The organism is Bosea beijingensis (genome assembly GCF_030758975.1).
Taxonomy (GTDB): domain Bacteria; phylum Pseudomonadota; class Alphaproteobacteria; order Rhizobiales; family Beijerinckiaceae; genus Allobosea; species Allobosea beijingensis.
Window position 1 is genome coordinate 4,765,061 of record NZ_CP132359.1, and the last position, 21,195, is coordinate 4,786,255.

Below are 21,195 nucleotides of genomic sequence, written 5' to 3' on the forward strand. Positions count from 1 at the left end.
GCGGCCTTCGGGGCGCTTCTTGGCTTGCAGGCTCACAGGCTAGTCCTCATCAAAAATGCCATTGCGGACAATGGCCTCAGCGCAGCTTCGGGTTCAGCGCATCGCGCAGCCAGTCGCCCAGCAGGTTGACCGAGAGCACGATCAGGCCGAGCTGAAGCGAAGGGAAGACGACGAGCCACCATGAGCCGGAGAACAGGTACTGGTTGCCGATGCGGATCAGCGTGCCGAGCGAAGGCTGGGTGATCGGCATGCCGACGCCGAGAAAGGAGAGCGTCGCCTCCGAGAGGATGGCGAGGCCGAGGCTCAGCGTCGCCGAGACCATCACAGGCGTCATGGTGTTGGGCAGGATATGGCGGCCCATGATCCGCGTCGCCGGCACCTTGATGATGCGGGCGGCGAGCACGTATTCCTTGCGGCGCTCGACCATGGTCAGCGCGCGCACGGTGCGGGCATATTGCACCCAGCTCGTCAGCGCGATCGACAGCACAAGCACCACGGCGGAGAAGGGCTCGCGCAGGGCCGGCGGCAGCATCTCGCGGAAGATCGCCGAGACCAGGATCGCCATCAGCAGCGTCGGGATCGAGAGCACGGTGTCGCCGAGCCGCATCAGGATGTTGTCGATGCGCCCGCCATGAAAGCCGGCCGTGAGCCCGATCGAGACGCCGATCAGCATCGAGACGACCACGGCGGAGAAGCCGATGATCAGCGAGATTCGCGAGCCGTAGAGGATGGCCGAGAGCACGTCGCGCCCCTGCGGATCGGTGCCGAGCAGGAAGGGCCATTCGCCGCCATCCTGCCAGATCGGCGGGATCTCGGCCTTGTCGATGAAGACCTGGGCGAGGTCGTAGGGGTTCTGCGGCGCGATCAGCGGGGCAAAGAGCGCGCTCAGGACGAGCAGCGCCAGCACCAGCGTCGAGAGCCAGGCCACCGGCGTGTGGCAGAAACTCCAGCCGATATCGCTGTCGAGGAAGCGGCGCAGGCGGCCTGGTTTCTTCACGGTATCAGCGGGCATTTGCGCCTCCCGTCAGCGCGTCCTCGCGCAGTCGCGGATCGACCCAGGCATAGGTCAGGTCCACCAGCGTGTTGAGGGTGACGAAGATGAAGGAGACGACGATCAGGTAGGCTGCCATCACCGGGATATCGACGAAGGTCACCGCCTGGACGAAGAGCATGCCCATGCCCGGCCACTGGAACACCGTCTCGGTGACCAGCGCGAAGGCGATGAGGTTGCCGATCTGCAGGCCGGTGACGGTGATGACCGGCATCAGGCAGTTGCGCAAAGCATGGCCGAAATGGACGGCACGGGACGGCAGGCCGCGCGCCCGGGCGAAGCGGATGAAATCGGTGCGCATGGTCTCGAGCATCTCGGCGCGGACGAGCCGCATCACCAGCGTGATCTGGAAGAGCGAGAGCGTGATGCTCGGCAGGATCAGCGCCTTGCGGCCGGAGGCGGTCAGCAGGCCCGTGCTCCACCAGCCGATCTGAACAACCTCGCCGCGCCCGAAGGCCGGCAGCCATTGCAGCGTCACCGAGAAGATCAGGATAAACAGGATGCCGAGCGCGAAGCTCGGCAGGGAAACTCCAAGCACCGAGACGAATTGCAGGGTCTTGGCGAGGAAACTGTCTCGCCGGATCGCGGTGTAGACGCCCAAGGGAACGCCGACGGCGAGCGACAGGAAGGTCGCGACCAGAACCAGCTCGAAGGTCGCCGGGAAACGCTCCGAGATCAGCGTGAACACGTCCTGCTGGTTGCGGTAGGAAATGCCGAAATCGCCGCGCACGGCATTGCTGACGAAGGTCGCGTATTGCAGCACGAAGCCCTTGTCGAGGCCGAGGCGGACGCGCAATTCATCGCGCTGCTGCTGGCTCGCCTGCTCGTTCAGCATCAGCTCCACGGGGTCGCCGACGAAGCGAAAGATCAGGAAGGCGAGAAAGGCCACCGCCAGCATGACGCCAGCGGCATTGAGCAGTCGCTTCAAGAGAAAGGCCGGCATGGGAACTCCTGCGTTCCGGCGTCATTCCCGGGCTTCGCGCGGCGAAGACCCGGGAACTTCAGGAGAAGAGGCGCTGGTTTGCGCCACGGCCAGGGTCAAGCCCGGCCATGGCGGTCGACCGCGTCAGCCTCACTTCATCACGGTCAGCCACAGCCGCGGCTTATTGTCCGAGGCCTGCACCGTCGAGACGACCGTGCTGCGCATCGCCCAGGCCATCGGCTGCTGATGCAGCGGGATGAAGAGCTGCTCCTTCTTGGCGATCTTGAGCGCTTCCTTCATCATCTCGATGCGCTTGGGCGTGTCGAGCTCGACGCCGGCCTTGTCGATCAGCGCGTCGATCCGCGGATCGCCCCAGTTGCCCCAGTTGAAGACGCCGCCGGTGCCGCTTTTGGAACGCAGCACCTGCACCAGCAGGGAATAGGCGTCGATCATCGGCTCGTTGGCCCAGCCGAAAGAGATGACGTCGAACTCGCCCTTGACGCGCTTCGGCGTCTGCTGACTGCGCGGGGCCATGCTGAGATTCGGCTTCAGGCCGGCGCGCGACCACATCGCCGCGACCGCCTGGCAGAACTCCTCCTCGTTGACGAGCGAGTCGCTCTGGCAGTTGATCTGGAACGAGAAGCCGTTGGGATAGCCGGCATCGGCCAGGAGCTTCTTGGCGCCGTTCAGGTCGAAGGGCAGGCGCTCATCCTGCGAGGGCTCGTAGCCAGGGATCGCCGGGGCGACGAGCGCGCCGGTGTTGCGCGACAGGCCACGCATGGCGCGCTTCTGCACCGCATCGATGTCAATGGCCCGATAGAGCGCCTCGCGGACACGGATGTCCTTGAAGGGGTTTTTATCCTTGACGTCGCTCTCGATCAGCTTGTCGCCGAGGTTGAGGGCGAAGAAGACCGAGCGCAATTCGTTGGTCTGCAGCACCTTGACGTCCGGCGAGGCGGAGAGGCGCGGCAGGTCCTGCAGCGGGGCGACGTTGGTGTAGTCGATCTCGCCCGACAGCATGGCCGCGACACGGGTCGATGACGAAGTGATCGGCGAGAACTCGATCACGTCGATATTGTGCTTCGGCTTGTCCCACCAGCCGGCGTTCTTGACGAAGACCGTCTTGGAATCGGCACGGCGGCTCTCGACCTTGAACGGGCCGGTGCCGTTGGCATTGTCGGTAGCGTAGCCCTTCACGCCCTTGCCGGAATCGGTTGGGAGCAGCGAGTTGTTCGCCTCCATCCACTCCTTGTCGAAGATGAAGATGTTGGTGAGGTCGTTCAGCAGCAGAGGATAAGGGCCGTTGACCTCGAGCTCGATCGTGTAATCGTCGATCTTCTTCGAGCTCTTATAGGCCGGAAGATTGCCCTTGAGCGGCGAGGTGTCGTGGGTGACGCGGGCCAGCGAGGCGATGACGTCGTCGGCGGTGAAGGGGTTGCCATTGTGGAACTTGACGCCCTGGCGCAGCTTGAAGCGCCAGACGGTCGGTGACACCGTCTCCCAGGACTCGGCCAGAGCCGGCTCGATCTTGAGATCGCCGGTATAGCGCACGAGCCCTTCATAGACGTGGTTCAGGACGGCGAGCGTGAAGGTCTCGCCATAGGAATAAGGATCGAGCGAGGCGATCTCGCGCGACGCGCCCCATTTGAGCGTCTTGGCTTCCGCAGCTCCCGTGAGCGCAAAGGCAGCGACGGCCGCCAGCAACCAGGCCTTCTTCATCGACTTCTCCCCTTTTTGCATCGACAGGCCTCCGGACCCGCCGAGTGTCGGTCGCGTTCTGCCGTCCCGTTATGCACCTGGCGCTTTGCGCGCCATTTTCGTGTGCGATTATCAGGCATACTTGCATACGATGTGAGAAGCGTATTGTATGCGATTATTGAACACAAGCGGAAACTGGCGCGGAGCCCGCGATCGTGACATTGACGCCCCCGGACAAAGTCGTTCCAGCACGAGGGACAGCCACGATGGGCGAGAAGCGAGCCCCGGTTCTGCGCGCCGAATCCGTCTACCGGGCGCTGCGCCGGGCGATCATCGAGCAGGCGCTGAAACCCGGCATGAAGCTGCCGGAGGATTCGATCGGCGAGCAGCTCGGCGTCAGCCGCACCCTCGTGCGCGAGGCCTTCGGGCGACTTGCCGTCGAGGGACTCGTCGAGCTCAAGCCCAATCGCGGCGCCTCGGTTGCCTATCCCACGCTGGAAGAGGCACGCGATGTTTTCGAGGTCCGCCGCGGCCTCGAGCGGCTCGTGGCGGAAAGCCTGGCCGGCCGCATCACGACCGCCCAGGTCGCCGAGCTGGAAGCCCATGTCCGCCAAGAGGAGAAGGCGCATGAGCAGGACGGACCGGAATCGATCCGCCTCTCCGGCGAGTTCCACATCAAGCTTGCGAAGATGACCGGCAACGCGCTGCTGCTGCGCTATGTCCAGGAGGCTTCGTCGCGCTGCTCGCTGATCCTGGCGATCTACGGGCGTCCGCACTCGACCGAATGCGCCGTCTCCGAGCATCGCCAGTTGATCGACGCCTTGCGGGCCGGCGACGCCGCGCGAGCCGCCGACCTGATGGACCACCATCTGCGGGCCGTCGTCACCCGCGCGCTGCTGACGCCGCGCATCGAACGCGACATCCGCGACGTGCTTGCCCCCTACGCGCTGAGCGAAGGGCTCAATCCATCCTGATCCCGCGACCGCGCACGACATCATGTCGACCGTCCGCCGCATCACGCGCGGAGACATGCATCAGACGCAGACCAATTAGTCTTTGGTCTATTTGATCTGCGTCAAGGACATTGCGCCCCCTGCGCTCAAGCCATGGCGGGGGCGGTTCCAATGCGCCATCCTGCCACAAAGCGATCCCATCGGCCAATCAAGACCGAGCGATCGGGGCGGGCGACCTAGTATTCCAGGGAGATGGGGCCATGGACGAGATCATGCGCAGGCAGCGCAGCATTCGGCATCTCCATCCGCGAGGTGACGCATGACGGCCAGCACGGACATCACCGATTTCAAGATCGAGACGCCCGACGGCGCCACGCTGCATGCCTTCAAGGAAGGCCATGGCCAGCCGCTGCTGCTCGTCAGCGGACTGAGCGGCAGCGCCGCCTTCTGGGGCGAGATCGCGGCAACGCTCTCTCGCTCCTTCCAGGTGATCCGCTTCGATCAGCGCGGCATCGGCGCCAGCACGCGCGGCGAGGCGCCCTGCTCGATCGACCTCCTCGCGCAGGATAGCCTCGCCGTCCTCGACGCAGCCGGCATCTCGCGGGCCGTGGTGCTCGGCCATTCCACCGGCGGCTGCATCGCACAGGCCATCGCCAAGCAGGCTCCCGGCCGGCTCGACGGCCTGATCCTGAGCGCAAGCTGGCTGAAATCCGGCCGCTACATCAACGCCGTCTTCGGCGCGCGGCGGGCGATCCTCGCCTGCGACCCCCACGCCTATGCCGCCGCTTCGGTGCTGAGCGGCTACCAGCCACGCTGGATCGAGGCGAACTGGCACGTCTACGATGCCGCAATCGAGGCCGCGCCCGTCAGCGAGCAGGCCCGGACGGTAACGCGCGAGCGCCTCGACGCCTTGCTCGCCTTCGATGGCACCGCCGATGTCGCCTCGCTGATGATGCCGGTACTCGTCCTCGGCACGCGGGACGACATGGTCGTTCCCGTCTATCATCAGGAAGAACTCGCGGCCGCCCTGCCCGGCTGCCGCCGGGCGATCATGGAAACCGGCGGGCATCTCTTCCCGATCTCCCGGCCGGATGCCTTCACCGCGACCGTGGCGGAGTGGATCGGCGAACTCTGAACAGGGCGCCGCGCGGCGAAATGGCTCATGCCGCCACCTGATGACTCGGCGCTACGTTGAGAATGTCTCCAAGTCGAAAGACATGATCATGCGCGCCACCTTCTCCAGCCTTGCTCTCCTCCTCCCCTTCCTTGCCCTGCCCGCCGCGGCGCAGGACATCTCCGCCGGCGAGCGTTCCTTCGCCAAATGCCGGTCCTGCCATCAGGTCGGCGAGGGCGCGCGCAATCTCGTCGGCCCGGAGCTCAACGGGCTGATCGGCCGGCGTTCCGGCGCGGTCGAAGGCTACAGCTACTCGACCGCCAACAGGAATTCCGGTCTGACTTGGGACGAGGCGACCTTCGCCGAGTACATCAAGGACCCCAGGGCCAAGATCCCGGGCACCAAGATGATCTTCGTCGGCATCAAGAGCGAGAAGGAGATCAAGGACCTGACCGCCTTCCTCAAGCAGTTCGACAAGGACGGCAAGAAGTCCTGAGGCCTCCTGCGGCGTCGCCAGGATTGGTCATCGCCGGCCGCCTGTCGTATCTCTCCGCGTCTGATCGACGAAGGAGAGCTTGATGGCCGCCCCCGCGACCCGGACGAAACCCCTCTCCGCCTTGCGGGACTTTCTGCACGGCGAAGCGGCGGGCGGCATCGTCCTGATGGTCGTCGCGGCGCTCGCCCTCGTCGTCGCCAACTCGCCGCTGGCGCCGCTCTATTTCGGCGTGCTGAAGAGCTATGTGCTCGGGCTGTCGGTCCTGCACTGGATCAACGACGCGCTGATGGCGGTATTCTTCCTGCTCGTTGGCCTCGAAATCAAGCGCGAGATGCTGGATGGGCAATTGTCGAGCTGGGCGCGGCGGGCGCTGCCCGGCTTCGCCGCGCTCGGCGGCATGATAGCGCCGGCACTGGTCTATGTCGGTTTCAATCTCGGCTCGCCCGAGACACTGCGCGGCTGGGCGATCCCCGCCGCAACCGACATTGCCTTCGCGCTCGGCGTCCTGTCGCTCTTGGGCTCGCGCGTGCCCGCCTCGCTCAAGGTCTTCCTGACGGCGCTGGCGATCCTCGACGATCTCGGCGCGGTCATCATCATTGCGATCTTCTACACTGCCGACCTGTCCGGCCTGCATCTCGGCCTCGCGGCTGCCACGCTCGTCGCGCTGATCGCGCTGAACCGTTTCGGCGTGGTCAGGCTAGCTCCTTACCTCCTGCTCGGCGCGGCGCTCTGGTACTTCACCCTGAAATCCGGCGTTCATGCGACGCTCGCCGGCGTCGCGCTGGCGCTGACCATCCCGCTCACGCCCTCGCCGGCCAGGCCCGACAGCGCCGTCTCGCCGCTGCACCGGCTGGAGCACGCGCTGCATCCCTATGTCGCCTTCCTGATCATCCCGATCTTCGGCTTCGCCAATGCCGGCGTCTCCTTCACCGGGCTGGGCCTCGCGACGCTCAGTCAGGCCGTGCCCCTCGGCATCATGCTCGGGCTGTTCCTCGGCAAGCAGATCGGCGTCTTCGGCTTCGGCTGGCTGGCGATCCGCGCCGGGCTCGCCGATCTGCCGGCCCGCGCCTCCTGGGCGCAGTTCTACGGCATCGCCCTGCTCTGCGGCATCGGCTTCACCATGAGCCTGTTCATCGGGCTGCTCGCCTTCCCAGCCTCGGAAGCGCTGCAGGACCAGACCAAGATCGGCGTGCTCGCGGGGTCGCTGCTGTCGGGCATCTGCGGCTGGCTCCTGCTGCGGCTGGCAAAGCCGGAGGGCATGCACGAATCGAAAGCCTGATGCGATTCCGCGGAACGCCTCTTCCATTTCTACGAATCGATGCAATATTTATTCGCTCCGGCGATCATTTGTGATTCGGAGCCGGACGAATGTGCAGCCAGGAAAGGGCTCTCAACGTCGATGAAGAAGGCCAAGCGGAAACCGGGGGAGAAGCGGTCGCAGATCGCCGCCATGCCGATCCGCCACGCCGCCGACGGCTCGACGGAAATCCTGCTCGTGACATCGCGGACCACGCGCCGCTGGATCGTGCCCAAAGGCTGGCCGATGAAGGGCCTGAAGGACCGCGACGCCGCCGCGCGCGAGGCCTATGAGGAGGCCGGCGTGATCGGCCGCGTCAGCGAGAAGCCGGCCGGGCGCTACACCTACTGGAAGCGGATGAGCGACCATTTCGCCCTCTGCGAGGTGAAACTCTATCTGCTCGAAGTGGAGCAGCAGCTCGATAGCTGGGCCGAGCAGCACCAGCGCGAGCTGCACTGGTTCAAGCTCGCCGACGCCGCCGACCTCGTCGACGAGCCGGAGCTCAGCACCGTGATCCGCAAGCTCGACACGCAGCTTGCCGTCGCCGCCTGAGACTGCGCTTCACACAAATCCGATCCAGCGCCCCGCCAACAGCACCGCCAGCCAGAGCGTGAAGGAGGCGAGCGCGCTCGCCCGTACACGCCCTGACACTCGCTCGGTCGCGAGCGCCTCCGCCAGCGCCCTGCCCCGATGCTGGAGCGCAATATTGCCGAGCGCCAGCGCGAGCAGGGCGAGCTTGGCGAGGAAGGCGGGATTGCCCGCATATTCCGATGGCTTCACCGTGAACAGCCAGGCGCCGGTCAGAAGCGCCAGCGCGAGGCCGAAGGCGGCGGCGCGGGTCAGGAAGGGCGCGAGCACGGCGAGCGGGGCGCCGCGCAGCAGGCCGACCAATCGGAGATCAAGCGGCAGGATCGCGCCGACGAGCAGGCCGATGCCGAGGATATGGGCGGCGTTGACGACGAGATAGGCCGTGCCGGAGCGCTGCAGCCACAGCGCGCCCGGCCAGTGCCCCAATGCTTCGATCAGGCCGGCCACGCTCAAGCCGCTGCGCGCCTTTTCGGATATCTTGTCCGCATCGGCAGTCTCCGAAAACTGGTTCCCACTTTTCGGGCCGATGCTAGTTCGTGCGGATGCGCTCCGGATACATGTCGTAATCCTTGCCGGCGAGGGTGATGCGCACCGCCTTCATATGCAGCTTGGTCTTGTCGAGATGGCGGTTGCCGAGCGCGGTGATGGCATCGCCCGGCTTGGCCGTGTCGCCGCGGAAGCCGGAGCGCTCGGTCTGGTTGGGATTGCCGAGATCGACCTGCCAGAGCTTGCCCTCGGCCTCGACCATCAGCATCGGATGCGGCGGGGCCATCGAGATCTTGCTTATCTTGCCCTTGAGCGTCATCTGCTCGCCCTCGGCCCAGGCCCAGCCGTGATGCGCCAGCGCCGGCAGCGCGACGGTGGCGGCGAGGCCGGCGAGAAGGAGGGGAAGGCGGCGGCGGTTCAGCATCGTCATGCAACGTCTCCCTGCTCGGGCGCGCGAGCCGCGCGCCTCCCAACAACCAGCCTGCCACGGACGGGTTGCAGCGGGGCCATCACATCTACGTTGGCGGCGCCGGGAAACGCGCAAGCGCCTGCTGCCGCCCGCGTCGCCGCGTGCGGGGAGAATGAGGGGCAGCGGAGCGCCGCGAGGCGCGGGGTATCTTGCCGCTTCCGTTGAGCCAGGATGCGGCGCGGATGGATTGAGCCACCATCCGCACGCCCCGTGGCGCTCCGCTTGCCGGCGTTCTTGAAAGCTGCGGGCCGCGCTTCCGTTGGGCGGAGCGTCGATCGCGGACGGACAGGGCGTGCCAGCTTCCCTCAGCGGGTCGTCGCGCGTCTGCCATCTCGCCACCGCCGCGCCGCCTCTCCTAGCGAGGCTCCTCGCGCAGGGGCCGTAGTACCCCCAGGGCGGTTCCCGCAGCCTCCCGAGTCCGGGGTGCAAACCCGGCCGCAGGGCGCCGCCCCCGCCCCGCCATGCAGCATGCCTCCGGATGGCCGCCCCTCGGGGTGAGGTGAACAGAGAATAGGCGGGAGACGCGCGGGCGGGGATTAGTTTTCATGGGCGATACCGGCATGGCATAAACCCGCATGGATATCCGCACCGAACAGCCCGCCGATACTGAGGCCATCCGCGCCCTGACCACGGAGGCCTTCGCGACGGCGCCGCATAGCAGCGGCACCGAAGCGGCGATCGTCGACGCCTTGCGGGCGACCGGGACGCTGACGCTCTCGCTCGTTGCCGTCGAGGGGGACGAGCTTATCGGCCATGTCGCCTTCTCGCCGGTGACGATCGACGGGACGGAGCGCGGCTGGTTCGGGCTCGGGCCGGTCTCGGTGCAATCAAGCCGGCAGCGCGGCGGCATCGGCTCGGGCCTGATCCGCGAGGGCCTGCGGCGCCTGCGCGCGATGGGCGCCGCTGGCTGCGTCCTGCTCGGCGACCCCGCCTATTACGGCCGCTTCGGCTTCGCCAACGATCCGGCCCTGGTGCTGGAGGGCGTGCCGCCGGAGTACTTCATGCGCCTCGGCTTCGGCGCGGAACTGCCGGCCGGCACGGTGCGCTATCACGCGGCTTTCGACGGGGCCTGAGGCCTCCACGAACGAAGACTCTCGAACTGCGGCGCCCCTCTTTCAGGTAGGGGAAGGTGGCGCGACGCACCGGATGAGACTTGCTCATTCCAAAGGATGCTTCGGGTCCCACCAGCACCATCTTCACCCGCTTTGGACGAAGATGGCTTCCGCTGGTAGCTTGCGCTCTTGCGAATCGGCCTGAAACAACCCTAGGTTATGTTTACAGCCGGAGACTATTTTGTCGTGGCACTCCAAAAAATCAATCTGAGAAAACTCCTTCAATTATTTTATGCCTCGCCCTCGCAGAGAAAAGCACTACTACGAAGCGACATTCGGCAAGAAAGAAATAAACTGCTGGGATTTAAGGAATCTGGCGGCGATTTTTTCGGGCCATTTTGGGCTGATGCGAAAGCCCACGTCGCTGGAAATCTTGATCTACAAATTCAGATCCCATTGCGGATAGCGGAACTAAAAAACACCAAGAGACTTTACCCATTACTTAGGGATGGATTTTTGCGCTGGTGGAACGAGAAAAGACGATGGAGGAATGAATCTTATGTCCTTATCGAACAATCGGTCAAAACTCAGTTCCTATTGGAAGAAATAAACTGCATCGTGAAGATTGAGAACCTTCTCGCCTTGAGCATATCCGACGAAACAAATAAAATTATCTATCCGTACTTTAGCGAAAAGCCGCCCCTCGACACTGAGGCAGCTAGAATTGCACTATGGCTCTTAGGAGAGGCTCTTGAGCCATATATAGTCGGTGACATGAGGATTCTGGATGTCCTTCGCGCCAAATCGTACGGGACAATCGACTGCCCGCTTCAAGGCAATGAGCGCCAGATATTTTTGAGAAAATACAAACAGTTAATTCTAGAACGAGAAGCTCTCAGCAAAGAGTACTGAGCTCTTATTACCTCCTCCTTCTTCTCTCCCCCGCCCCCTTCGGCCGCGATTCCGGCACCGGGCCCATCTCGTCCAGGGTCGGCTTCCGCACCCGTGAGGTGCCCGTCAAAAGCGGGTTCGGCTTCTCGCCGGCCTTCGGCTTGCCCTCGCCGCCGCCCCAGTTATGCGGGCCCATGTCCTCGTCCGTCGGTTTGCGGGCGCGACTTTTGTAGACGCCGTCGCCTGCCGGCGAGGCTTTTGTCGGCGGCAGGTTGGCGCTGGAGCCGTAAGAGCGCTCGCCCTTGTACTTGCCGGCGGAGGCCTCGACATCGCCCTGCCGGGCGAGCGGATCGTCCGCGATCGTCAGCTCCGTCGCCTGCAGGCGCTTGATCTCGTCGCGCAGGCGGGCCGCCGTCTCGAATTCGAGATCGGCCGCGGCCTCGCGCATGCGCTTCTCGAGATCGGCGATCGCGGCCTTGAGGTTGTGGCCCGAGGCCGGCGCCACCAGCCCCTTGTCGACCGTGACATGGTCGCGCTCATAGACCGAGCCGAGGATGTCGCCGATATTCTTCTTCACCGTCTGCGGCGTGATGCCGTGTTCGAGGTTGTAGGCCTCCTGCTTCTCGCGGCGGCGGGTGGTCTCCGCCATCGCCCGCTCCATCGAGCCGGTGACGTGGTCGGCATAGAGGATGACCTTGCCGTCGACATTGCGGGCGGCGCGGCCGATGGTCTGGATCAGCGAGGTCTCGGAGCGCAGGAAGCCCTCCTTGTCGGCGTCGAGAATGGCGACGAAGCCGCATTCGGGGATGTCGAGGCCCTCGCGCAGCAGGTTGATGCCGACCAGCACGTCGAAGGCGCCGAGCCGCAGGTCGCGCAGGATCTCGATGCGCTCGATCGTGTCGATGTCCGAGTGCATGTAGCGCACGCGCACGCCATTCTCGTGCAGGTATTCGGTCAGGTCCTCGGCCATGCGCTTGGTCAGCACGGTGACGAGGGTGCGGTAGCCGCGCTCGGTGACCTCCTTGACCTCGTCCAGGAGATCCGCGACCTGATGCTTGGCCGGGCGGATCTCGACCGGCGGGTCGATCAGCCCGGTCGGGCGAATGACCTGCTCGGTGAAGACGCCACCGGTCTGGTCCATCTCCCAGCCGCCGGGCGTGGCCGAGACATGCACCGACTGGGGCCGCATCGCGTCCCATTCCTCGAAACGCAAGGGCCGGTTGTCCATGCAGGAGGGCAGGCGGAAGCCGTATTCGGCCAGCGTCGCCTTGCGGCGAAAGTCGCCCCGGTACATGCCGCCGATCTGCGGCACGGAGACATGGCTCTCGTCGGTGAAGACGAGGGCGTTGTCGGGCAGGTATTCGAACAGGGTCGGCGGCGGCTCGCCCGGCTTGCGGCCGGTGAGATAGCGCGAATAGTTCTCGATGCCGTTGCAGGAGCCGGTGGCCTCGATCATCTCGATGTCGAAGGTGCAGCGCTGGTCGAGCCTTTGCGCCTCCAGGAAGCGGCCCATGCGGTTGAGCTCGTCGAGGCGGGCCTTGAGCTCCTCCTTGATCGACTTCACGGCCTGGGTCAGCGTCGGGCGCGGCGTGGTGTAGTGCGAATTGCCGTAGACCTTGATGAATTCGAGCTCGCCGGTCTTCTGGCCGGTCAGCGGATCGAACTCGCTGATGCTCTCGACCTCGTCGCCGAACAGGCCGATGCGCCAGGCCCGGTCCTCATAGTGCGCCGGGTAGAGCTCGATCACGTCGCCGCGCACCCGGAAGGTGCCGCGTGCGAAATCATGCTGGGTGCGCTTGTACTGGAGCGCGACGAGATCGGCGATGAGCTGGCGCTGCTCGATGCGCTCGCCGAGCTTTATCGAGAAGGTCATCGCCGTATAGGTCTCGACCGAGCCGATACCGTAGATGCAGGAGACGGAGGCGACGATGATCACGTCGTCGCGTTCGAGCAGGGAGCGCGTCGCCGAATGGCGCATGCGGTCGATCTGCTCGTTGATCGAGGATTCCTTCTCGATATAGGTGTCCGAGCGCGGGACATAGGCCTCCGGCTGGTAATAGTCGTAATAGGAGACGAAGTACTCGACCGCGTTGTCGGGGAAGAAGCTCTTGAACTCCCCGTAAAGCTGCGCTGCCAGCGTCTTGTTCGGCGCGAGGATCAGGGCCGGGCGCTGCGTCTCCTCGATCACCTTGGCCATGGTGAAGGTCTTGCCCGAGCCGGTGACGCCGAGCAGAACCTGGTCGCGCTCCTGCCGGCGGATGCCGTCGACGAGATCGGCGATCGCGGTCGGCTGGTCACCTGACGGGGAGAAGTCGCTCTTCATCGTGAAGGCGATGCCGCCCTCCGATTTCTCGGGGCGCTCCGGCCGGTGCGGCGTCCAGGGCTTGCCGGGCTGGATGAACGGGCTGCCGGTCTCCAGCAGATGCTGCAGCGAACTCGCCGTCGCGGCCGCCGCGCCCTCGGCGCCGATGAAGGCCGAATCCGCCTTCTTGGAGAGCTTGCGCTTGGGCCGCTCCTCACCGCCCGGCCGTTCCAGCGCGTAATCCTGCTTCGTTTCGTAGCCGGCCTGAGGCCTGTCGCTGAAGCCTGAGGCGCCGCCGGGCACCGCCGTGCCGCGGTTGATCGCCGGGTTCAAGAGGTCGGCGAGATAGCCTTCGAGTGGCTTCAGCTCGGGCTTGGTCGCCTTGGAATTGGGCGTGCGGGCCGAGGACGGCTTCTTGGCCGCTTTCGGCTTGGTCGCGGTGGTGTCGGAGCTTTTCGGCATGGCCGCAATATGGGACGGAACGCGCGGCGATGCGAGAGGGCGTGGCGCTCTCCGGGCATGATTGATGACAGGAGTTGACAGGGTGACGTAACGCAACTTTAAGTTGTATACACTAGATAACAACAACCTGTGGAGATGGACCATGTCGGGGGGCGGGTCCGAGTCCGAGATGGCGGCGGTCGAGGCCTTCATCGCCCGCTGGCGCCTCTCGGAAGGGGCGGAGCGGGCGGCCTATGCGCAGTTTCTCAGCGAGCTCTGCCGATTGATCGGCGTCGAGCCGCCGCAGCCGCCGACCAGCGATTCCGGCGCCGTGACCTACCGCTTCGAATATCCCGTGCGCTTTCCGGATGGGCAGGGCGGGCACAGCACGGGCCGCATCGACCTCTACCGGAAAGGCGCCTTCGTCCTCGAAGCCAAGCAGAGCCGCCTTAAGGGGCAGGCCAAGGAGGTTCTGCCGGCGCAGGGCGCCCTGCCCTTCGCCGAGCCGGCCGGGCCGCGCGGCCGGCGCGGGGCCGATCGCGCCTGGGACGTGCTGATGCTCAATGCCAGACGCCAGGCCGAGGATTATGCCAAGGCTCTGCCGGCGAGCCATGGCTGGCCGCCTTTCCTGATCGTCTGCGATGTCGGGCATTGCTTCGAGTTCTATGCCGACTTCACCGGGCAAGGTAAGAACTACGTCCAGTTCCCGGACCGGCAGAGCTACCGCGTCTATCTCGACGACCTGCGCGACCCCGCCTTGCGGAAGCGCCTTGCAACGATCTGGACCGAGCCGCTCTCGCTCGACCCCGCCCGCCATGCCGCCCGCGTCACCCGCGCCATCGCCGAGCGGCTCGCCGCCGTGTCCCGGGTGCTGGAGCGCGCGCATGACCCGGAGGAGGTCGCGCTCTTCCTGATGCGCTGCCTGTTCACGATGTTCGCCGAGGATGTCGGGCTGATCCGCAAGGACGCCTTCAAGGCCCTGCTGCGCGAGTGCCGCGACGTGCCGGATTCCTTCCTGCCTCTAGTCTCGGAACTGTGGCAGGCGATGGACAAGGGTGAGTACTCGACCTCCGTGCGCGAGCGGATGAAGCGCTTCAACGGCAAGCTCTACGAGGATGCCCGCGTCTTCCCGCTGGGGCGCGAGGAGATCGGGGAATTGCTCGCCGCTGCCGAGCATGACTGGAAAGAGGTCGAGCCCGCGATCTTCGGGACGCTGCTGGAACAGGCGCTCGACCCGCAGGAGCGCGCCCGTCTCGGGGCCCATTACACGCCGCGCGCCTATGTCGAGCGGCTGGTCGTCGAGACGGTGATCGGGCCGCTGCGCGAAGACTGGCGCGCGGTTCTCGGCGCGGCGCAGCAGGCCCGCGACGGCGGCGATGCACGCAAGGCACTCGCTCTGGTCGAGGATTTTCACGAAACGCTCTGCACGACGCGGATTCTCGACCCGGCCTGCGGAACGGGGAATTTCCTGCATGTTTCACAGGAGCTTATGAAGAAACTGGAGGGCGAAGTCCTCGATGCCGCCGGCGAGCTCGGCCGCAACGAGGAGCTCTCCGGCTTCGCTGCACATCAGGTCGGGCCGCATCAGTTCCTGGGCCTGGAGACCAACCGCCGGGCCGTCGCGATCGCCGATCTCGTCCTCTGGATCGGCCACCTGCAATGGCATTTCCGCACGCGCGCCCATGCGCCGCGCGAGCCGATCCTCGAAAAGCTCGACCATATCTACAAGCAGGATGCGGTGCTGAGCTGGGACGGCTATCCGGTTCCGGGCTGGCGCGACGGCCATGAGGCCCTGCCGACACCCCGCCGGCCAGACTGGCCCGAAGCCGAATTCATCGTCGGCAACCCGCCCTTCATCGGTGGCAAGGACCTGCGGGCACGCCTGGGCAACGTCTACGCCGAGGCGCTCTGGGCCGCCCATCCGCAAGTGAACGAGAGCGCCGATCTGGTGATGTACTGGTGGGACCATGCCGCCGAGTTGCTGACACGACCGGGCACGTGCCTGCGCCGTTTCGGTTTCGTCACGACGAATTCGATCACGCAGCTCTTCCAGCGTCGTACGGTCGAGAGGCATCTCACAAGCAAGCGCCCGCTTTCGATCGTCATGGCGATCCCGGACCATCCCTGGACGAAAGCCGGCCGTGACAGCGCGGCCGTGCGGATCGCGATGACGGTCGCGCAATCAGGCCGTCACGACGGCAAGCTCTGCACGGTCCTGTCCGAAATCGGACTCGACACCGACCAGCCGCAGATCGAGATCGGCGTCAGCGAAGGGCGGATCAATTCCGACCTGACCATCGGCGCCGACATGACCCAGGCCGCGGCCCTGCGGAGCAATGACGGGCTCTGCTCGCCCGGCATGAAGCTGCACGGCGCGGGCTTCATCGTGACGCCCGCCGAGGCACGGGCCCTCGGCTTGGGCCACCGGGATGGCCTCGAAGGTCATGTCCGCGACTATCGCAACGGGCGGGACCTGACGTCCCGTTCGCGCGACGTCATGGTGATCGATCTGCTCGGCCTCACTGCGGAAGAGGTCCGGGAGCGGTTCCCGGAGGTCTATCAGCACATCAAACGGATGGTGAAAGAGGAAAAAGACGGCGACGGAAAGCTCATCGGCCGCGATGCGAACCGGCGCGAAAGCTACCGGGAGCTCTGGTGGATATTCGGCGAGCCCCGACGCGAGCTGCGCCCCGCGCTTGCTCCGCTTCAGCGCTATATCGCCACGGCCGAGACCGCCAAGCATCGCATCTTCCAGTTTCTCGACGCATCGATCCTGCCGGACAATATGTTGGTCGTCGTCGGGCTGTCCGACTCCTTCCATCTCGGCGTCCTGTCGTCGCGCGCCCATGTCACATGGTGCCTGGCACAGGGTGGCACGCTCGAAGATCGGCCGCGCTACTCCAAATCCCGCTGCTTCGATCCCTTCCCCTTCCCGGATGCGACCGAGCAGCAGAAAGAGGCCATCCGCCGCCCTGCGGAGGCGCTCGATGCCCTGCGCAAGCGTGTCATCGCCGACTATCCAGACCTGACGCTGACCAAGCTTTATAACGTGCGGGAGGCTCTCCTCGCCGGCTACGCGCTGAAGGCCGCGGAACTGGATATCCGCGACCGCGGCCTCGTCCTGATCCTCGACGAATACCACGAGGCGATCGATGCCGCCGTCGCAACGGCCTATGGCTGGCCGGTCGACCTCAGCGAAGAAGAGGTTCTGGCCCGGCTCGTTGCCCTCAACCGGCAACGCATGCAGGAGGAAGCGCAGGCTATGATGCGCTGGCTCAGGCCGGACTATCAGCGTCCACGTTTCGGCACTTCCGGTCGCATGGGCGAGCAGGTCGAGGCGGCCTTGCCGATGCCCGTCCCGGCAGCAGCGAGCAAGCCTGCATTCCCGACCGATGCCGTGGGCCGCGTCGCAGCCGTGCTTGCGGCTCTGGCGGGAATGCCGGCGCCGATCGATGCAGCCGCCATGGCGGGGCAATTCCGCCAGGGCCTCAAGGTGGAGCGGGCGATCCGCGACATCCTGATCTCGCTGGCGCGCGTCGGGGAAATCTCCACGCTCGACGGTGGACAGCATTTCGCGCGACGCCTGACCGGCACAGGATGAGCCGCTTCAGACAGAGGCTCGGTCGATCTGGATTATTGCAGGCGCTCCAGCTCGGAATGAGACTTGAGCGCGTATCCGCCCTTGGCTTGCGTCACGAGATAGGCAGGCTTTTCCTCGGACGCGTTGCGGCGGACGCGGGTTCCCTTGATCGTGCGGCTGACCGGCCTGGTAAAGACCTGCTCGATGCGGCCGTGGGCGCGATGCGCGCCCCAGCGCCATGTCACATTTGTTCCGGGCTTCAGCGGCTCTGACATTCGGCCCTCTGTTCAACTCCCCCTGTGGAGTAACGTAGCAAAGCGGAAATCGGTTCACACTCGCTCGGCGAGCCATGCGCCAATGCCGACCGCTGCGGCAACGCCCGTCGCGAAACTGGCCTGCAGCAGATAGCCGCCGGTCGGCGCCTCCCAGTCGAGAATCTCGCCGGCGACGAAGACGCCCGGCAGGCGCTTCAGCATGAAGCCGTCGTCGCAGGCGTCACGGGCGATGCCGCCGGCCGTCGAGATGGCGCGTGCGATCGGCATGGGCGCAGCGAGCCGCAGCGGCGCCGCCTTGATCAGCGACGCGAGCGCGTCCGGCTCGTCGGGGAGCGCTGCTCCCGCCGCATCGCGCAGCAGGGCGATCGCGGCAGGGGCGAGGCCCGCCGCCTTGCGCAGGTGGTTGCTCAACGTCTCGCCCTTGCGGCGCTTCGCGAGGCGGGCGGCTAGCTCCGGCTCCGTGAGATCGGGCCGCAGATCGATCGCGATCATGGCCACGCCGTCACGCGCGATCGCCTCGCGGATCGGCGCCGACAGCGCATAGATCACGCCGCCCTCGATGCCGTCCGCATCGATCATCGCTTCGCCGGCCGCCGTTTCGTCCCCACACCGGACAACGACGCGCTTTAGAGGCTGGCCAGTGAAGCGCTCCCTCATCTGCGGCGACCAGGCGACAGTGAAACCGCCATTGGCCGGGCGGAGCGGCGAGACACAGACGCCGCGCGCAGCCAGCAGCGGCGCCCAGCCGCCATCGGAGCCGAGGCGAGGCCAGCTCGCACCGCCGAGCGCCAGCAACGTGGCATCCGGACGAACCGTTTCGATTTCGCCGCCGGCCAAACGGAATGTCAGAGCGCCATCGGTATTCCAACCGGTCCAGAGCCGGCCGGCCGAGAGCGTCACGCCCAGCGCGTCGAGCCGGCCGAGCCAGGCCCGCAGCAGCGGCGAGGCCTTCATCGCCCGCGGAAAGACACGGCCGCTCGAACCGATGAAGGTCTCCGCGCCAAGCCCGTCGGCCCAGTCGCGCAAGGCTTGCGGCGGGAAAGCGCGAAGGGCCGGCTCCAGCCAGCCGCTTGCCCCGCGATAGCGGCGAAGGAAGACGTCGAACGGCTCGGAATGGGTGAGGTTCAGGCCGCCGCGCCCGGCGAGCAGAAACTTGCGGGCCGGCGAGGCCATGCGCTCGTAGATCGTGACGCGATGCCCGGCACCGGCCAGCCGCTCGGCGGCGATCAGGCCTGCGGGGCCGGCGCCGATGATGGCGATATCGGGCATGCGTTCCTTACCCCTCATCGGTCATCCCGGGCGACCAAAGGGAGACCCGGGGTCCATTCCAGGGCCTTTCCTTGGAGGTTCAGGAATGGATCCCGGATCGGCGCGGCTTCGCCGCTTGTCCGGGATGACCACGTCTTTCCGTCTTGCGTGGCATGGCTTTAGACTGGCGGCCTCTAACCGCAAAGCCCCGAGACCCACCGCCCGCCATGCCGACCATCGCCACCTATATCGCCGCCGCGCTCTTCGAGATCGCCGGCTGCTTCGCCTTCTGGGGCTGGCTCCGGCTCGGCAAGCCGATCTGGTGGCTGCTACCGGGGCTGGTCTCGCTCGGGCTCTTCGCCTGGCTGCTGACATTGGTCGAGAGCGCGGCGGCGGGACGCGCCTTCGCGGCCTATGGCGGGGTCTATATCGCCGCCTCGCTCGGCTGGCTCTGGACGGTCGAGGGGATCAGGCCCGATCGCTGGGACCTGACCGGCGGCGCCATCTGCCTCGCCGGCGCCGCGATCATCCTGGCCGCGCCGCGCTGAAGGCCGGCCTTACCCGCCCGAATGCGCGGCGGGGATGAGCACGGCCGGCGTCTCGCGCTGCGCAGCGGCAGCCTTCGTGTCGCGCAGGCGGCTCTCGCGCAATTCGTTGGCGCTCTCCAGGATCGGATAGGCGATCGAGACGATATGGCCGTGGATGCGCTTGAGATCGCGGATGATGTCGAGATGGATCGCGCTGGTCTCGATCGATTCAGGGCGGCCCGAGCGCAGGCGCTGGAAATGACTGTCGGTGGCGCGCCGCTCGGCATCGCGCATCGCCGCCTTGTCGGCGAAGAGCTGGCGGGCGAGCACGAGATCGCGCGTCGCGAACACGTTGAGCGCCAGCGCCAGCGCCGAGGCGACGCGATGGTGGAAATCGCGGATCTCGGCCAGCCCCTCCGGCGAGAAGGCATAGCGCTTGCGGATCTTCTTCTCGGCGAGCTCGCGCAGGTTCTTGTCGATGATGTCGCCGATATGCTCCAGGTTCGTGATCAGGGTGATGATCTCGAACAGGCGCCGGCTCTCCTCCTCGGAGAGCTCGTTGCGGGAGACCTTGACCAGATAGAGCTTGATCGACTCGTGGATGGTGTCGACACCGTCATCGGCCTGGGCGATGGCACGAGAGAGCTTGAGCTCGTCCTTCTCCAGCAGAGTCATGGTATCGCGCAGCATGCCCTCGACGCGGTCGCCCAGGCGCAGGGCCTCGCGCATCGCGCCGGCGAGCGCCTCCGTCGGACTGTCGAGCGCGTTGGGATCGAGATAGCGCGGCGTCACCGCTTCCGCCTTGTCCTCCTTGCCGGGCATGAAGCGCTCGACCAGCGCCGAGATCGGCCCGACGAAGGGCAGGAAGACCAGGGCGCCTACGACATTCAGCACGACGTGGAACTCGATGGCGAGCCGGGCCGGCGAAGAGGAGAAGCCGAGGAGCCAGGCCGAGAGCGGGCCGACGAAGGGCAGCACCGCGAGAGCCAGGACCACGCGCGTCAGCAGGTTGCCGACGGCGGCGCGGCGCTGGGCGGCAGGCGCGCCGAGCTGGTCGAGCACCGGGATCACGGCATTGCCGAGATTGGCGCCGATGACCAGCGTCAGCGCGGTGGCGGGCGGGAACAGGCCGGAAGCCGCGAAGGTCGCGACGAGCAGGATGATCGCGATCGAGGAATGCACGAGCCAGGTCGCGGCGATGGCGGCGAGGATGCCGAGCAGCGGCTCCGAGCCCATGGCGGCCAGGACGACGCGGAAGGTCGGCGACTGCGCCAGCGGGGCGGCGGCCGCATTGAGCTCGATCAGCGAGAGCAGGATGAGACCGACACCGACCAGCACGCGGCCGATATTGCGCGCGCGCTCCATCGCCTCGCTGGAGAGATACATGGCAACGCCGATGGCGACGCAGAGCCCCCAGAGCCAGCCCAGATCCATCGAGATGACGAAGGCGGCGAGCGAGGTGCCGAGATTGGCGCCGAGCAGCACCGCGAGCGCCATGGCCGGCACGATCAGGGCCTGACCGGCGAAGGAAGAGACCAGCAGCGTCGTCGCCGTCGAGCTCTGCAGCACCATGGTCACCGCGACGCCGCTGCCGAAAGCGGCGAAGCGATTGCGCGTGAAACTCTGCAGCGCCTGCCTGAGCTGAGAACCGAAGGCGCGCATCGCGCCGGTTCGCACCAGCCTGACCGCCCAGATCAGCAGCGCGACGCCACCGGCAAGATGGATCAGGATGTTGGTTGCGCTCTCGCCCGTGGCCATTTTCGTGCGGTCTTTCCCCGATTCAGGGCTTCATCTTCGGCCAAATC

At 66.0% G+C, this 21,195-nt stretch carries 18 protein-coding genes; 9 read left to right on the plus strand and 9 right to left on the minus strand.

Annotated features, from left to right (window positions below):
- Positions 1-76: 76 nt before the first annotated feature.
- The 3 genes from Q9235_RS22805 to Q9235_RS22815 all read right to left on the minus strand — a co-directional run bounded on the left by Q9235_RS22805 (position 77) and on the right by Q9235_RS22815 (position 3,692).
- Entirely contained in the window at positions 77-1,012 is a 936-nt protein-coding gene (locus tag Q9235_RS22805) for an ABC transporter permease (RefSeq protein WP_306224051.1), read from the minus strand.
- Complete coding sequence (locus tag Q9235_RS22810) at positions 1,002-1,994, minus strand: ABC transporter permease (protein ID WP_306224052.1); 993 nt, start codon at positions 1,992-1,994, stop codon at positions 1,002-1,004. Before Q9235_RS22810 ends, Q9235_RS22805 begins: the two co-directional genes overlap by 11 nt.
- A gap of 129 nt (positions 1,995-2,123) precedes the next feature.
- Entirely contained in the window at positions 2,124-3,692 is a 1,569-nt protein-coding gene (locus tag Q9235_RS22815; protein WP_306224053.1) for an ABC transporter substrate-binding protein, read from the minus strand.
- 245 nt (positions 3,693-3,937) lie between these two features.
- On the opposite strand from Q9235_RS22815, the gene Q9235_RS22820 reads away from it, so the two are divergent.
- From Q9235_RS22820 to Q9235_RS22840, 5 genes are all read left to right on the plus strand, one after another.
- A complete protein-coding gene (locus tag Q9235_RS22820; RefSeq protein ID WP_306224055.1) occupies positions 3,938-4,645 on the plus strand; it encodes a GntR family transcriptional regulator in 708 nt (235 codons plus the stop codon).
- 298 nt (positions 4,646-4,943) lie between these two features.
- The gene (locus tag Q9235_RS22825) at positions 4,944-5,759 is read left to right on the plus strand and encodes an alpha/beta fold hydrolase (RefSeq protein ID WP_306224056.1); all 816 of its coding nucleotides are present in this window, start codon (positions 4,944-4,946) and stop codon (positions 5,757-5,759) included.
- Between the two features lie 88 nt (positions 5,760-5,847).
- Positions 5,848-6,234 (plus strand): c-type cytochrome, encoded by a 387-nt coding sequence (locus tag Q9235_RS22830; protein ID WP_422678230.1) that lies wholly within the window; start codon positions 5,848-5,850, stop codon positions 6,232-6,234.
- A gap of 82 nt (positions 6,235-6,316) precedes the next feature.
- Positions 6,317-7,513 (plus strand): Na+/H+ antiporter NhaA, encoded by a 1,197-nt coding sequence (gene nhaA / locus Q9235_RS22835; protein WP_306224057.1) that lies wholly within the window; start codon positions 6,317-6,319, stop codon positions 7,511-7,513.
- A 120-nt stretch (positions 7,514-7,633) separates the two neighbouring features.
- Positions 7,634-8,083, plus strand: coding sequence for an NUDIX hydrolase (locus Q9235_RS22840; RefSeq protein ID WP_306224058.1), 450 nt, complete (start codon positions 7,634-7,636; stop codon positions 8,081-8,083).
- Positions 8,084-8,092: 9 nt separating this feature from the next.
- Here the strand turns inward: Q9235_RS22840 and Q9235_RS22845 are convergent, their stop codons facing one another.
- Positions 8,093-8,566, minus strand: coding sequence for a DUF6644 family protein (locus Q9235_RS22845; protein ID WP_306228418.1), 474 nt, complete (start codon positions 8,564-8,566; stop codon positions 8,093-8,095).
- 82 nt (positions 8,567-8,648) lie between these two features.
- Complete coding sequence (locus tag Q9235_RS22850; protein ID WP_306224059.1) at positions 8,649-9,035, minus strand: DUF6152 family protein; 387 nt, start codon at positions 9,033-9,035, stop codon at positions 8,649-8,651.
- Between the two features lie 614 nt (positions 9,036-9,649).
- On the opposite strand from Q9235_RS22850, the gene Q9235_RS22855 reads away from it, so the two are divergent.
- Both Q9235_RS22855 and Q9235_RS22860 read left to right on the plus strand, forming a co-directional pair.
- Positions 9,650-10,147, plus strand: a complete 498-nt coding sequence (locus tag Q9235_RS22855; protein WP_306224060.1) for a GNAT family N-acetyltransferase — start codon at positions 9,650-9,652, stop codon at positions 10,145-10,147.
- 225 nt (positions 10,148-10,372) lie between these two features.
- Positions 10,373-11,038: a hypothetical protein gene (locus Q9235_RS22860; RefSeq protein ID WP_306224062.1), complete on the plus strand. Its 666-nt coding sequence runs from the start codon at positions 10,373-10,375 to the stop codon at positions 11,036-11,038.
- 7 nt (positions 11,039-11,045) lie between these two features.
- On the opposite strand, the gene uvrB is transcribed toward Q9235_RS22860, so the two are convergent.
- Entirely contained in the window at positions 11,046-13,781 is a 2,736-nt protein-coding gene (uvrB, locus tag Q9235_RS22865; protein ID WP_306224063.1) for an excinuclease ABC subunit UvrB, read from the minus strand.
- Between the two features lie 142 nt (positions 13,782-13,923).
- On the opposite strand from uvrB, the gene Q9235_RS22870 reads away from it, so the two are divergent.
- Entirely contained in the window at positions 13,924-17,361 is a 3,438-nt protein-coding gene (locus Q9235_RS22870; RefSeq protein ID WP_306224064.1) for a class I SAM-dependent DNA methyltransferase, read from the plus strand.
- Between the two features lie 32 nt (positions 17,362-17,393).
- Here Q9235_RS22870 and Q9235_RS22875 read toward each other — a convergent pair whose 3' ends face one another.
- Both Q9235_RS22875 and Q9235_RS22880 read right to left on the minus strand, forming a co-directional pair.
- Positions 17,394-17,615 carry a hypervirulence associated TUDOR domain-containing protein gene (locus Q9235_RS22875; protein ID WP_306224065.1) on the minus strand — a complete coding sequence of 74 codons (222 nt, stop codon included), beginning with the start codon at positions 17,613-17,615 and terminating at the stop codon, positions 17,394-17,396.
- 54 nt (positions 17,616-17,669) lie between these two features.
- The gene (locus Q9235_RS22880) at positions 17,670-18,902 is read right to left on the minus strand and encodes a BaiN/RdsA family NAD(P)/FAD-dependent oxidoreductase (RefSeq protein WP_306224066.1); all 1,233 of its coding nucleotides are present in this window, start codon (positions 18,900-18,902) and stop codon (positions 17,670-17,672) included.
- A gap of 188 nt (positions 18,903-19,090) precedes the next feature.
- On the opposite strand from Q9235_RS22880, the gene Q9235_RS22885 reads away from it, so the two are divergent.
- Positions 19,091-19,411, plus strand: a complete 321-nt coding sequence (locus tag Q9235_RS22885; protein ID WP_306224067.1) for a YnfA family protein — start codon at positions 19,091-19,093, stop codon at positions 19,409-19,411.
- A 9-nt stretch (positions 19,412-19,420) separates the two neighbouring features.
- On the opposite strand, the gene Q9235_RS22890 is transcribed toward Q9235_RS22885, so the two are convergent.
- Positions 19,421-21,148 (minus strand): Na/Pi cotransporter family protein, encoded by a 1,728-nt coding sequence (locus tag Q9235_RS22890; protein ID WP_306224068.1) that lies wholly within the window; start codon positions 21,146-21,148, stop codon positions 19,421-19,423.
- Positions 21,149-21,195 lie beyond the last annotated feature (47 nt).

Coding starts and splice junctions, on each gene's coding strand:
- Q9235_RS22885 (WP_306224067.1), top strand. CDS start 19,091: ATGCCGACCATCGCCACCTATATCGCCGCCGCGCTCTTCGAGATCGCC.
- Q9235_RS22890 (WP_306224068.1), bottom strand. CDS start 21,148: ATGGCCACGGGCGAGAGCGCAACCAACATCCTGATCCATCTTGCCGGT.
- nhaA (WP_306224057.1), top strand. CDS start 6,317: ATGGCCGCCCCCGCGACCCGGACGAAACCCCTCTCCGCCTTGCGGGAC.
- Q9235_RS22875 (WP_306224065.1), bottom strand. CDS start 17,615: ATGTCAGAGCCGCTGAAGCCCGGAACAAATGTGACATGGCGCTGGGGC.
- Q9235_RS22850 (WP_306224059.1), bottom strand. CDS start 9,035: ATGACGATGCTGAACCGCCGCCGCCTTCCCCTCCTTCTCGCCGGCCTC.
- uvrB (WP_306224063.1), bottom strand. CDS start 13,781: ATGCCGAAAAGCTCCGACACCACCGCGACCAAGCCGAAAGCGGCCAAG.
- Q9235_RS22820 (WP_306224055.1), top strand. CDS start 3,938: ATGGGCGAGAAGCGAGCCCCGGTTCTGCGCGCCGAATCCGTCTACCGG.
- Q9235_RS22880 (WP_306224066.1), bottom strand. CDS start 18,902: ATGAGGGGTAAGGAACGCATGCCCGATATCGCCATCATCGGCGCCGGC.
- Q9235_RS22805 (WP_306224051.1), bottom strand. CDS start 1,012: ATGCCCGCTGATACCGTGAAGAAACCAGGCCGCCTGCGCCGCTTCCTC.
- Q9235_RS22815 (WP_306224053.1), bottom strand. CDS start 3,692: ATGAAGAAGGCCTGGTTGCTGGCGGCCGTCGCTGCCTTTGCGCTCACG.
- Q9235_RS22855 (WP_306224060.1), top strand. CDS start 9,650: ATGGATATCCGCACCGAACAGCCCGCCGATACTGAGGCCATCCGCGCC.
- Q9235_RS22825 (WP_306224056.1), top strand. CDS start 4,944: ATGACGGCCAGCACGGACATCACCGATTTCAAGATCGAGACGCCCGAC.
- Q9235_RS22870 (WP_306224064.1), top strand. CDS start 13,924: ATGTCGGGGGGCGGGTCCGAGTCCGAGATGGCGGCGGTCGAGGCCTTC.
- Q9235_RS22830 (WP_422678230.1), top strand. CDS start 5,848: ATGCGCGCCACCTTCTCCAGCCTTGCTCTCCTCCTCCCCTTCCTTGCC.
- Q9235_RS22840 (WP_306224058.1), top strand. CDS start 7,634: ATGAAGAAGGCCAAGCGGAAACCGGGGGAGAAGCGGTCGCAGATCGCC.
- Q9235_RS22810 (WP_306224052.1), bottom strand. CDS start 1,994: ATGCCGGCCTTTCTCTTGAAGCGACTGCTCAATGCCGCTGGCGTCATG.